The following is a 13,155-nucleotide window of genomic DNA, read 5'->3' on the forward strand; positions in this document are numbered from 1 at the left end:
GTTTCTTTTTCTAAGACAAAAGTCATCATTATCCACACAAGATTTTACCCGGCATTCCTGCGCTGTTATGCTGCGCCTTCGACTTTTTACAGACTAAAGGAAAATCCCCATGACAACCCCTTCTTTTGATAGCGTTGAAGCGCAAGCAAGTTACGGGATTGGTTTACAGGTTGGTCAGCAATTGCAAGAGTCCGGCCTGGAAGGTTTACTACCAGAAGCTTTACTGGCTGGCCTGCGTGACGCGTTGGAAGGGAATGCTCCGGCGGTTCCGGTCGATGTGGTACATCGTGCGCTACGTGAAATGCACGAACGAGCGGACGTGGTGCGCCTTGAACGTCAGAAATCGATGGCGGTAGAAGGCCAGAAGTTCCTGGAGGATAACGCCAAGCGTGATGGCGTTACACTTACCGAATCCGGTTTGCAATTCGTCGTACTGGAACAGGGCAATGGCCCAATCCCATCAAAACAGGATCGTGTGCGAGTGCACTATACTGGACGTTTGCTCAATGGTGATGTTTTTGACAGTTCTGTTGAGCGTGGGCAGCCAGCAGAGTTCCCGGTTAGCGGTGTTATCCCAGGCTGGATCGAAGCATTGACGCTGATGCCGGTAGGTTCTAAATGGCAACTGTATATTCCGCACAATCTTGCTTACGGTGAGCGCGGTGCGGGTGCCTCTATCCCCCCATTCAGCGCACTGATATTTGACGTTGAACTACTGGAAATTCTGTAGTCTGGTATAGCCGCATATTAAGGGCGCCGTAGCTGCGCCCTATCAACCGAATTACCCGCTTGGTAAAAGCCGGTTACTTATCTTGTAATTCAATCTGATAAATCGAAAATCCGATACTGTCGTTACCCACTGGTTTCATCGGATATTGGGCATTTTCTTTGATAAATGCTGCTGCCTTGTCACTGGGTGAGGTTTCAAAGCGAATATCCAGTTGCTTCAAACTGTGTAAATGGGCAAGACGCCAGTTGTTATCCGCTTGTGGATGAACCGCCCCGTGTTTCTTGGTCTCTGTACTAATGTAGTTTGCCAGGATAGAACGAGTTTCGTCGGGTGAAGCAAAGGCGATGTGTTTGTCGCCTGTGCCAGCAAATTTGCCGCCGTAAGCGCGGTAGTTATTGGTCGCAACCAGGAAAATAGCATTAGGATCGATTGGTTTACCATTGAATGTTAGCTGTTTGATGCGCTCAGCCTGGTCGTTAATCAGATCACACTCCCCGTCGTAACGTGCCGGTTGGCTGACGTCAATTTGATAATTTACACCGTCGATTACATCGAAGTTATAGCTGCGAAAACCTTCCCAGTTGATCAGACCTTGGGGTTCGCTGCTGTTAATGTTGATCTGATTAAACTGCCCAGCGGAACATTCCAGCCATTCTTTAACTTCTTTACCGCTGGCTTTGACAACGACCAGGGTATTTGGGTACAGATAGAGGTCGGCTGCATTACGGAAGGTGAGTTGGCCTTTCTCTACTTCAGTAAAACTGGCCGGGTCGTTCCTGCGTCCACCGACCTTGAATGGCGCGGCAGCGGTAAGCACGGGTAGAGCAGCCAGGTCTGGATCGCCTTGAATGTAGTGCTCAACATAGGCTTTCTGAGCGTTATTGACGATCTGGATTGCAGGATCGTCCTGTACCAAGGCAAGATAGCTGTACATATTACCTTCAGACTTTCCGATAGGTTTGCTGACAAAGTCACGGGTTCCCTTATGATCTTCTTCCAGTACCTTCACCAGAGCATCATCTTCCGAGACCAGAGATTTGTTGTTCTCTCTGTCGTAAATTGGCAACGCTTGGGCCTTGGCTGCGGTTACCATCCAACTACCGCCATCGTTGTTAAGCTGTAGGTCCACTATGCCCAAATGATCGCCCCATTGTCCTGGCATTACGGCAGGTATGCCATTCAATAAGCCCTTTTCTATATCTGCACCTTTGATATTGGCAAAATCCTTGCTGGGAAAAATGGCATGAGCATGGCCGAACATAATGGCGTCTATACCAGGAACCTGGCTCAGGTAGTACACCGAGTTTTCTGCCATTGCTTTATAAGGCTCACTGGAAAGACCAGAATGGGGGATTGCGATGATCACATCAGCCCCTTGTTTGCGCATTTCTGGCACATAGCGTTTAGCGGTTTCGGTAATGTCGTTGACCGTCACTTTTCCCTGTAGGTTATTTTTATCCCAGACTAATATCTGGGGCGGTACAAAACCAATGTAGCCAATACGTAGAGTGTGCGATTCTCCATCACGGTCTTTTACCGGGGTATCGACAATAATATAAGGAGTGAAAAGAGGTTTTTGTGTGGCAGTATCAATAACATTGGCGTTGATGTAGGGGAATTTGGCGCCAGCAATAGCGTTTTTAAGATAGTCGAGACCGTAGTTGAACTCGTGGTTGCCGATATTTCCTACCACATAGTGCAATGTATTCATGGCTTTGTAGACGGGGTGAATATCGCCGGGTGTCAACCCCTTGGCGGCCATATAGTCTCCCAGTGGGCTGCCTTGAATAACGTCACCGTTATCCACCAATACGCTATTGGTTACCTGCCCACGAGCATATTTTATCAGGCTGGCAGTGCGTACCAGACCGAATTTGTCGGTGGGCTTATCCTTGTAATAGTCGAAGTCCATCATATTGCTGTGCAAGTCTGTCGTTTCCAGCACGCGTAGGTCAACCGTGGCGGCCTGTGCTGAAGCGCAAACGAGTAATGCAAGACCTGATAGCCCCAGAGGATGTTTTATCATTGGTTATCTCCGTTTTGTTATTATTTGAGAACAGACCTAAAACTGCATGTCATTACTATCAACCATATAACTAAACTGTTAACTAAAAACAGATAATCTCTGAATGTTGCGTTGAGACACACAACGTTGTGACGTCGAAGAACCGAGAAAATAACGACGGTTAGCTGATTGATATGGATGTCCCACATAAAAACTAGGCTACAAGGTAGGCTATACCGCAAAAGCCCAGATTCAGCGTTGTCGTGAGTGGTATATAGTACCTCTTTTACCTGCAGTAGGAGGCAGTAACACAGTCAAGAAAAAGCACATCTTATCGCTGGGGGAGATTTCCCAACAGACCCAAATGTCAGAGGTGGACGATGATAGATCAGATTTGCAAGCTGTCCCGCGATGCGGGAGTGGCGATTATGGCGGTATATAATAAAGAGCAACTCATTGATATAGAAATAAAAAAAGATAATTCGCCAGTTACTGCCGCCGATTTGGCTGCGCACCGTATTATCAAATCTGGTCTAGAAAGTATGACACCGGATATACCGTTGTTGTCTGAAGAGGACCCGCCTGCTTGGAATACTCGTCGTAACTGGAGCCGTTATTGGTTGGTGGACCCACTCGATGGTACTAAAGAGTTCCTGCATCGTAACGGTGAGTTTACGGTCAATATTGCGTTGATCGAACAAGGTGAGGCGGTAATGGGAGTTGTCTATGCCCCTGTACTTGATGTGTTGTATCTTGCTGACCGTGGTAAAGCCTGGAAGGAAGAAGGTGGGCGACGCTGTGAGATCGGTGTGAGTGATGCCCATCCCCCTTTGGTGGTCATTAGCCGTTCCCACAGCGACGATGAGTTGAAAGATTATCTGCAACAATTAGGCGAACACCAAACTATCGCCGTGGGGTCATCGCTGAAGTTTTGCCTAGTCGCGGAAGGTAAAGCACAGTTGTATCCCCGTTTTGGACCAACCAACATTTGGGATACAGCAGCAGGGCATGCAATAGCTGTCGCCGCTGGGGCGCAGATACGCGATTGGCAGGGTAAACCGTTACAGTATACTCCCCGTGAGTCTTTCCTTAATCCTGGGTTTAGGGTTTCTCTGTTTTAGCCACGGTCTCTAGTTCTGTCGCCAAAGAACGGGATATTGTATTGGCTGTGCCACTGAATTTTGCCTGTGAGTGGCGTTAATATGCAATTCAGAGGCACAGCCTCGTTATTATTTTAGCAATTGGTGCAACATCTCTATCACCTGTTGCACCTCTTGTGGTGTCAGCTCCCCATCCTTGGCAAACTGAATTTTTCCTTCTTTATCCAAAACAACAATCGCTGAACTTTTCGGTTGCAGTTCCCATGCTTTTTTGACATTGCCGTTGCTGTCGACAATAAACTGCGACCAAGGGAATTCTTTCTTACTGCTTTCGATACTGTTTCGAACAAATATCGCTGTTCCGACGATGGCATCGTCGGTATTTACGATGGTTGTCGTTTGGTAACGATCATGAGGCAATTTGGCTGCCTTGATGGCTTCGATGAGTGGATCGTTCAAATCTTTGGCAGAGCTACGGCCAGCAATATGCTGTATCACTCGCACTTTGCCAACGAGTTGTGCGCTGTTCCAGTCTTTGTAACTGAATGCCTCATTGGCGTAATCCAACTCCCCTTTATCGCTGATGCCAATGGGCGCTACGCGTTGCTGAAGCTCTAAATTGTGGGCGCAGACCAGCATTGGGGTTAATAATAGCGACATCATGAACATGCTACTTTTTTTCATGCACTCTCCTGCAAAGAGAAATCACATTGGTATTACCAGGGTGTCTAAAGCATAGGTGGTCATAAGTGGTCTGTCTTGTTAGCGAGGTCTCAGTTTTGGCGTCTCACCTGTAGTAGGCCTTTTTTGAATTGATATACTGAAAAATCAATGAAAATCTATATACAATTCTGTAATGAAGTGTAAATTCAGTGTACTAATCCGGTTGGAGTTGAACAAAATAGTCTTTACCCAGTCTACATAGGAAGCCATCAGGTTGTGTTCCGAATATTAGGCTATGTCCCTTAATTGCCCGTTAGCGCTGCAGGCACTAAGGGAGACAGCTTAGAGCAGCTACTTTGGCCGCTCGCGGAGCGATTGATCCATCGGGAGGAGAGTAAAACAATGAGAATCTTCCAGCGTTATAACCCACTCAAAGTTGCCATGTATGTGAAAACTCTGTTTCGAGGGCGGCTATACATCAAAGATGTCGGTGCGTTTGAATTCGACAAAGGAAAAATACTATTGCCTAAGGTCCGTGACAAACGCCACTTCAATGTTATGACGGAAGTGAATCGTCAAGTTCTTTTACTGCAAACTGAGATGTGATGAGAGGCTACAAGAGTACGTAAAACCAAACATTGCGGCCCCAAAGGGGCCGCTGTTGTACTGACTCTGCCATGTTTAAGCTTGGGGGGTCTCTTCCGGGGTTTTAGGTAATCCTGCCGAAGGTTTATCGCTGAGCCGTGTCACCAGCAATTGGTCAATTTTATAGCTGTCGATGTCAACGACTTCGAATTTATATCCGGCATACTTTACATAATCCGTGCGTTTCGGGATCTTGCGCAGCATGTACATCATAAATCCACCGATGGTTTCGTAGTTGCCTGCCTGGGGGAATTCATCAATATCCAAGACGCGCATGACATCGTCAATGGGAGTGCCTCCCTCAATCAGCCATGAGTTTTCGTCACGGGCAACAATCTGCTCTTCCTGACCTTGACCAACCAAATCTCCCATCAACGTAGTCATAACATCGTTCAGGGTGATGATACCGACGACAAGTGCATATTCATTGAGTATGACCGCAAAGTCTTCACCTGCAGTTTTAAAACTTTCTAGGGCTTCAGATAGTGTCAGCGTATCTGGAACGATCAATGCCGATCGGATCTGCACACCGCTGCTTAGGACAAGACTTTGATTACCTAATACGCGGTTCAGTAAATCTTTGGAATCGACATAACCGACTATCTGATCGATATTACCGTCGCACACGAGAAATTTTGAATGGGGATGGGTAGATATTTTTTCCTTGATGCTCTCTTCACTTTCGCGTAGGTCGAAGTAGATCACACTTTCACGTGAGGTCATCGAAGAGGGAACGGTACGCGACTCTAGCTCAAATACGTTCTCAATCAATTCATGTTCCTGCTTACGCAGCACCCCAGCAAGTGCACCAGCTTCGACTACCGCATAAATATCGTCGGAAGTGATATCGTCCTTGCGCACCATTGGGAGCTTGAATAATCGAAAGATCAGGTTGGCCATGCCGTTGAAGAACCAGACCAATGGCCGGAATATCATGATCGAGAAACGCATCGGGTTGATGATCCGGACGGCTACCGTCTCTGGTGCAATCATACCGATGCGCTTCGGTGTTAAATCTGCGAACAGGATGAACATACCGGTGACCAGCACAAACGAACAGGTGAAGCTGATTTGTTCAGAGAGCTCATGGGGCAGGAAACGATCGAACAGCAATTCGAAACTGGGTGAAAACGCCGCGTCACCAACGATACCACCAAGTATGGCGACGGCGTTGAGACCAATTTGTACCACGGTAAAAAAGATACCTGGGGTTTCCTGGAGTTTTAACACTCTGGTGGCGTTGATGTTGCCTTCATCGGCCATCAGTTTGAGTTTGATCTTGCGTGACGCAGCCAAAGAAATTTCTGAAAGCGAGAAAAACGCACTCACCGCAATCAGAAAAAGAATCAGTAAAATACTGTTTAACATAATCTATCCATTCGTGCCGACGGGATGACGGCGATCTTTCGGAGGGGTGACACAGTGTTTAAAAAGGGTTGCAGAGCGTGGTCTATTCCACACACCTGAGCTTTATCAAAAAGCGGAGCCGCAGAAGCGACCCAGCACAGTATAGCAGTAGCCTTGTCAGAGCTGCCAGTGGTTAAAAATTAACAGGTTAACCTTGCGGTGGCAGGCAAACGCCAATACCTCCTAGACCACAGTAGCCGCCTGGATTTTTATGCAGATATTGTTGGTGCTCGTCTTCTGCATAGTAGAAAGGCTGTGCTGGCGCGATCTCTGTTGTGATGGTTCGTTTATCGCTGGCCTGATCCATCGCTTGCTGGAAACGTTGCAGGCTATTCTCGGCCTCGGTTTGTTGCTTGGCATTAGCAAAATAAATGGCTGAGCGATACTGGGTACCGATATCTCCCCCCTGGCGCATGCCCTGTGCTGGATCATGATTTTCCCAGAACACCTGCAATAGATGTTTGTAGCTGGTTACTTTAGGGTCGAACACTACGCGTACCACTTCCGCATGGCCAGTTTGGCCGCTGCAGACCTCGCGATAAGTTGGATTTGGTGTGTAGCCGCCACTATAGCCAGCTGCCGTGCTATAAACCCCTTGCTGTTGCCAGAATAAGCGTTCAACCCCCCAAAAGCAGCCCATTCCGAAAATTGCGGTTTCCATTCCTTCTGGCAGAAATGTCATGGAATTGCCGGTTACTGGGTTAATGTTAGCAACTGGCATCGGCGTTGATCGGCCTGGGAGCGCATGTGCCTTATTGACGTTTTGAGATTTATCAAAATATTGCACCGAGGTAGACTCCTATTGTCACAGTAAAAATAGACTTGAGTAGGGGCGTTTGTCAGTTGTATCTGGCGGTTTCTTTGCCCACAATAAGTCGTATGTTGAATCCATATACAAGTTTAACGCAGTAGTCTGTACGTAATAAAGTCAAGAATGCGTCTTGTTTTCGCTAATAAGAAGATACAGGACTGGCAGTGTTTGGCATAAATCTCTAAAGGGCGGCTACATAAAAAGCACAGAGCTGCTCAGCCCCAGAGCAAAGGTATTGGCAGGAAAGTAAATATATTTGAGGAGAACCTGTGCTGCGATATCGTGTCCTTTGCATTTTATGTGCACTATTCGTTACGCCTTGTGTGTTTGCAGCGAATGTGCGACTTCAGGTTGAAGGCCTGAGTGGAGAATTGGAAAGAAACGTTCGTGTGCGCCTTTCGTCGATTACACCTGAAGAGGTTAATGCCGAAGGGCGTTTTCGTGCGCGGGTTGATGCTGCTATCCGCCAGGGATTACGGCCACTTGGTTACTATGAACCGACCATTGATTTCACGTTCGACGACCGACCTGAACTTTCTCGTCCGGTGCTGCTTGCCCAAGTTAATCCTGGTGAGCCTGTCCGCATTGCCGATGTGAATATTGCCTTACAAGGCGGTGCGAAGACTGACGAAGACTACCTTCGTCTGGTCAAAAGCAGCCGCCCGAACATCGGCGAGATCCTCAACCATGGTAAATATGACAGCTTAAAAAGTTCAATGACTGGGCTTGCCCTGCGTAAAGGCTATTTCGATGCGAATATGGTCAAGAGTCAGCTTGGTGTGTCTAAGGAGCTGCATAAAGCGTTCTGGGACATTGATTTCGACAGTGGTGAGCGCTATCACTTCGGCAAGGTAAAGTTTAAGGGGTCGCAAATCCGTGAAGACTATCTGCAAAATCTGGTGCCTTTTAACCAAGGGGATTATTACAGCTCGGACGATCTGGCAGAGCTGAATCGCCGTCTTTCTGCTACCAACTGGTTTAACTCAGTCGTGGTCTCTCCAGATTTTACTGATGCGAGAGAGAAGCGGATTTTGCCGCTAGATGCGCTGGTGACACCGCGTAACAGAAATATTATGGAGCTTGGGGGTGGTTTTTCTACCGATATAGGGCCACGAGTGCGTGGAACCTGGAGGAAGCCATGGCTGAACGATCGTGGTCACAGTCTGGCAACGACGGCCAGTATCTCCGCCCCGGAACAACAGTTGGATCTTACCTACAGAATTCCTTTGGTACGTAGTCCACTAGAACAGTATTACCTGTTGCAGGGGGGGTTCAAACGAACCGATCTTAATGATACTAAATCTGACAGTACCAAAGTGGTTGTATCACGTAACTGGGATCTTTCCAGTGGCTGGCAGCGAGCATTAAATCTCAGTTGGCGTCTTGATCACTTTACGCAGGGGACCGTCACCCATACTACTATGTTGCTCTATCCTGGTGTGACGATTAATCGTACACGTTCACGTGGTGGCCTGATGCCGGTTTGGGGGGATAGTCAACGTTACTCAATTGATGTCTCTGATACTACCTGGGGCTCAGGGGTTGATTTTGCACTCATGCAGGCGCAGAACGTCTGGATCCGCACCTTAGGTGAGAAAAACCGCTTTGTGATACGTGGACAGGTAGGCTGGATCGAAACCAATGATTTTGACAAAGTACCACCAGATTTACGCTTCTTCGCCGGTGGCGATCGCAGCATCCGTGGGTATAAATTCCAAAGCATTTCTCCACGTGGCGATGATGGTAAATTGACAGGTGCTTCCAAAATGATGACGGGCTCATTGGAATATCAGTATAACGTTACCGGCCGCTGGTGGGGGGCGATGTTTGTCGACTCAGGGCAAGCGGTTAACGATATCAAGGATAACGATTTCAAAACGGGTGCCGGGATCGGGGTTCGCTGGCAGTCACCAGTAGGGCCGGTGAAACTGGATATTGCAGCACCGATTGGTGATAAAGAAACCCACGGTGTGCAGTTTTATATCGGTTTGGGGCCTGAGCTATGAGCCTGATAAAAAAATGCTGTCTGGGGTTTTTGATCCTGTTGTTGTTACTAATCGGTAGTGTGGCCTTTTTGCTTGGTACCACTTCTGGCTTACATATGGTCATTAATGCTACCACCCGCTGGGTACCTGGGTTAGAAATTGCTGCTGTCAGCGGTGGTTGGCGCGATTTAACCCTGAAAGGGGTGAAATATCAGATGCCGGGCGTTTCTGTTAATGCCGGGCAGTTCCATCTCTCGCTTGAGCTTTCTTGCTTAAGGCACAGCACTTTGTGCATCAATGCGTTAACTGCGCAGGATGTTGATGTTCTGGTGAAAACTGCACAAATAACGCCCTCCGAACAGGTAGCAGAAGAGAGTGCGCCGCTCACCAACCTCAGCACACCTTATCCGATCACTTTACGTAAGTTGGCTTTGAATAATGTTAAGGTCAACGTGGATGATACGGCGATTTCTCTTGGAGAGTTCAGTTCAGGTGCACACTGGCAGCAACGTGCGTTAACCCTGATGCCAACCACTATCCGCGCTTTATTGGTCGCTTTACCGAAAGCACCGGTAAACCCTTTGCCTGAAGCTCTTCGGCCCCATCCGAGTGTAAATAAAACACCGCTAAAGCAGCCAGCGGCAGAAGAACCGCTGGGCGAAACACTGAAGGCTCTGTTTGCTAAACCTCTACTACCACAACTGCCAAATATCCATCTGCCGCTTGATGTAACCATTGAGGAGATCAGTGGTGATCAGTTGCATTTGACTGGTGATACTGAGCTAGCAATCACCCGACTATTACTACAGGCCAGTAATAAAGAGCAGGATATTCAGGTGGATCGTTTTGAGGTGATGTCGCCGCAAGGTAGCCTCTTCACCCAAGGACAGGCAACCCTGGCTGGCGATTGGCCTATGGCGATGACGGCTAACGGCACGCTGAATATCGATCCGCTAAAAGGGGAGAAAGTAAAGCTGAACATGGCGGGGGGACTGCGCAGCGAGTTGAACGTGGGGCTTAATCTCTCTGGGCCGGTTAGTGCACAGCTTGATGTGCAAACCCAACTTGCTGAAGCGGGTTTGCCATTGCTTCTAACATTACAGAGCAAACAGCTTAAATGGCCGTTGGCAGGTGAAGCACAGTATCAAATTAATGATTTACGCCTGCGTTTTAACGGTAATGCGTCAGATTATGCATTGTCTACCCGAGCTGATATCAGAGGCCAGGAGCTGCCCCCTGCGGTGTTGACGCTGGATGGTAAAGGTAATCTTGAGCAGTTCCGGCTTGAACGCTTGCGCTTGGCGGCGTTGGAAGGGAATACCGACCTTACGGCGCTGGTGGATTGGAGTAAAGCGATAAGCTGGACGTCACAATTGACACTTAGCGGTATTAATACGGCCAAGCAATGGCCGGAATGGCCTGCACGTCTGGAAGGTAAAATAACAACCCGTGGTAGCCTGAACGGTGGGAGTTGGCAACTACAGGTACCAACGCTGCAGCTTGATGGCAATGTGAAGCAAAACAAAGTCTCTGCACGGGGTTCACTGAGTGGGAATGCTGCCGGGCAGTGGGCGATCCCTGGTATAGATTTGGCTCTGGGGCGCAATATACTGAGCGTCAAAGGCCAGTTGGATGAAAAGAACTGGGCGTTGGATGCGACGGTCAATGCGCCTCGTCTTGATGGTGCCTTGCCGGGGCTGGCAGGTAATGTCAGGGGGCTGTTGAAACTACGTGGCAGTTTATTGGCACCGCAGTTGTTGACAGATCTGACAGCATCAGGCCTGCAATGGCAGGCGCTTCATATCAATCGAGTGAAAATAGACGGTGACGTTCGCTCTAGCGATCAGATTCAGGGGCAACTTTCTCTCAGGATTGAACAGCTCAAACAGGATGCGTTGCAGGTTGGCCTGTTGACGCTGGACGCCAGGGGCAGCGAGCGCCAGCATCGACTGCAATTAAATATTGAGGGGAAGCCCGTTTCGGGGCGATTAGCCTTGGAGGGGAGTTTTGATCGTCTACAGCAGCGTTGGCGCGGAAATCTCAATAATACTCGCTTTGATACGCCAGTTGGTGAATGGCGTTTAACCCGTTCTATCGCGCTGGATTACCTGAATACGCAGCAGAGGATCAGCATTGGCGCCCATTGCTGGGCGAATCCCGATGCTGAACTATGCGTGCCGAACACCATTAACGTAGGTGCTAGTGGCCAGGCGAGCGTAGTGCTAAACCGCTTTGATTTGGCGATGCTCAAACCGTTCTTAGGCCCGGAAACAGCAATGAGCGGTATATTCAGTGGTCGCGCTGACGTGAGTTGGCGACCTGATGGCACATTGCCGCAGGCGAGAGTTTCGCTGGTGGGGAATGGTGTGAAGGTTGTTCAGCAGGTTCAGGGAAGCGCGTTGCCGATCGCCTTTGATACGCTAAACCTCAATGCGGGTTTGAACAATGGCCGCGCTCAGGCGGACTGGCTGATTAAGCTGACTAATAATGGGCAGTTTAACGGCAACATTCAAATCACCGATCCACAGGTACGCCGTGCTATCCGCGGTAATGTGAAGATCAGCAATGTTTCGTTGGCGCTGCTCAACCCGATACTTACTCAAGGTGAGAAAGCAACGGGGATGCTGAATGCCGACCTGCAATTGGGAGGAAATGCGCGTCATCCATTGGTATTTGGCCGTTTGGCCTTGGATAAGGTAGGGATTGTTGGCCACTGGATGCCATTTGATATGACAGCAGGCCGCCTGGTACTTAATTTTAACGGCATGACTTCGACTCTTGAGGGGCTGCTGGCTACCACGCATGGGCAATTGAATCTTGCCGGCGCTGCAGACTGGCGAGATATTAATGCCTGGCGGGCACATATTGCGGCCAAAGGCGAGAGGTTGCGGGTAACGATCCCACCGATGGTGCGTGTAGACGTATCACCTGACTTACGGTTTGAGGCAACACCTCATCTATTCTCACTCAATGGGTCAGTGGATATACCATGGGCTCGGATTACGGTGCAACAACTGCCAGAGAGCGCCGTGGGTATCTCCCCAGACGAGGTGATGCTTAATAGGCAACTCCAGCCGATCCAACCCAGGTCGGCAGGTATCTCGATTAATAGTAACTTGACGGTTCGTGTTGGTGATGATGTTCGTCTAGACGCCTTTGGTCTGAAAGCTCGCCTACTCGGTAACCTTAGGGTTCTTCAGGACAGGAATGGATTGGGTTTGAACGGTCATATCGATATTCCGTCCGGCCGCTTTCATGCTTATGGGCAGGATCTGCTCGTGCGCAAAGGGCAACTGCTGTTTTCTGGTCCACCCGATCAGCCGTTGTTGAATATTGAGGCAATTCGTAACCCGGATGCAACACAGGATGGTGTGACGGCCGGGGTGCGAGTGACCGGTATGGCTGATGCTCCAAGGTTGGAAGTGTTTTCTGATCCGGCTATGTCCCAACAGGCAGCTTTGTCTTACCTTTTACGTGGCCAAGGTTTGGGCAGTTCAGGGGCAGATGGTAATGCGATGACCTCAATGTTAATTGGCATGGGGGTTGCGCAAAGTGGTCAACTTGTGGGTAAAATCGGCGAAGCGTTTGGCGTCAGTAACCTTGCCCTTGATACCGAGGGAGTTGGCGACAGCTCTCAGGTAGTGGTGAGTGGTTATGTCCTTCCCGGCTTACAAGTAAAATATGGGGTGGGGATATTCGACTCGTTAGCTACGCTAACGCTGCGATACCGCCTGATGCCTAGGCTGTATCTGGAAGCGGTGTCTGGACTAAATCAGGCACTTGATGTGCTTTATCAGTTTGAGTTTTGA

9 protein-coding genes are annotated in these 13,155 nt (G+C 48.9%); 5 read left to right on the top strand and 4 right to left on the bottom strand.

Annotated features, from left to right (window positions below):
* Positions 1-109 precede the first annotated feature (109 nt).
* Entirely contained in the window at positions 110-730 is a 621-nt protein-coding gene (locus tag OK023_RS00810) for a peptidylprolyl isomerase (protein ID WP_317694296.1), read from the top strand.
* Positions 731-803: 73 nt separating this feature from the next.
* On the opposite strand, the gene OK023_RS00815 is transcribed toward OK023_RS00810, so the two are convergent.
* Positions 804-2,756: a bifunctional 2',3'-cyclic-nucleotide 2'-phosphodiesterase/3'-nucleotidase gene (locus OK023_RS00815; protein WP_317694297.1), complete on the bottom strand. Its 1,953-nt coding sequence runs from the start codon at positions 2,754-2,756 to the stop codon at positions 804-806.
* A 359-nt stretch (positions 2,757-3,115) separates the two neighbouring features.
* Here OK023_RS00815 and cysQ point away from each other — a divergent pair, with 359 nt between their 5' ends.
* Entirely contained in the window at positions 3,116-3,856 is a 741-nt protein-coding gene (gene cysQ / locus OK023_RS00820) for a 3'(2'),5'-bisphosphate nucleotidase CysQ (RefSeq protein WP_317694298.1), read from the top strand.
* Between the two features lie 108 nt (positions 3,857-3,964).
* Here cysQ and OK023_RS00825 read toward each other — a convergent pair whose 3' ends face one another.
* Positions 3,965-4,519, bottom strand: coding sequence for a YtfJ family protein (locus OK023_RS00825; RefSeq protein ID WP_317694299.1), 555 nt, complete (start codon positions 4,517-4,519; stop codon positions 3,965-3,967).
* 381 nt (positions 4,520-4,900) lie between these two features.
* Between OK023_RS00825 and OK023_RS00830 the strand changes: the two genes are divergently transcribed.
* Positions 4,901-5,104, top strand: coding sequence for a DUF1107 domain-containing protein (locus OK023_RS00830; RefSeq protein WP_317694300.1), 204 nt, complete (start codon positions 4,901-4,903; stop codon positions 5,102-5,104).
* Between the two features lie 75 nt (positions 5,105-5,179).
* Here the strand turns inward: OK023_RS00830 and OK023_RS00835 are convergent, their stop codons facing one another.
* Together OK023_RS00835 and msrA are read right to left on the bottom strand one after the other, a co-directional pair.
* Positions 5,180-6,511, bottom strand: a complete 1,332-nt coding sequence (locus OK023_RS00835) for a hemolysin family protein (protein WP_317694301.1) — start codon at positions 6,509-6,511, stop codon at positions 5,180-5,182.
* Positions 6,512-6,698: 187 nt separating this feature from the next.
* Positions 6,699-7,337, bottom strand: coding sequence for a peptide-methionine (S)-S-oxide reductase MsrA (gene msrA / locus OK023_RS00840; RefSeq protein WP_317694302.1), 639 nt, complete (start codon positions 7,335-7,337; stop codon positions 6,699-6,701).
* A gap of 293 nt (positions 7,338-7,630) precedes the next feature.
* Between msrA and OK023_RS00845 the strand changes: the two genes are divergently transcribed.
* Complete coding sequence (locus OK023_RS00845) at positions 7,631-9,367, top strand: autotransporter assembly complex family protein (protein ID WP_317694303.1); 1,737 nt, start codon at positions 7,631-7,633, stop codon at positions 9,365-9,367.
* Entirely contained in the window at positions 9,364-13,155 is a 3,792-nt protein-coding gene (locus tag OK023_RS00850; protein ID WP_317694304.1) for a translocation/assembly module TamB domain-containing protein, read from the top strand. The genes OK023_RS00845 and OK023_RS00850 overlap by 4 nt, the downstream gene beginning before the upstream one ends.

The sequence above is a fragment of the Serratia sp. UGAL515B_01 genome, from assembly GCF_033095805.1.
Lineage (GTDB): Bacteria > Pseudomonadota > Gammaproteobacteria > Enterobacterales > Enterobacteriaceae > Chania.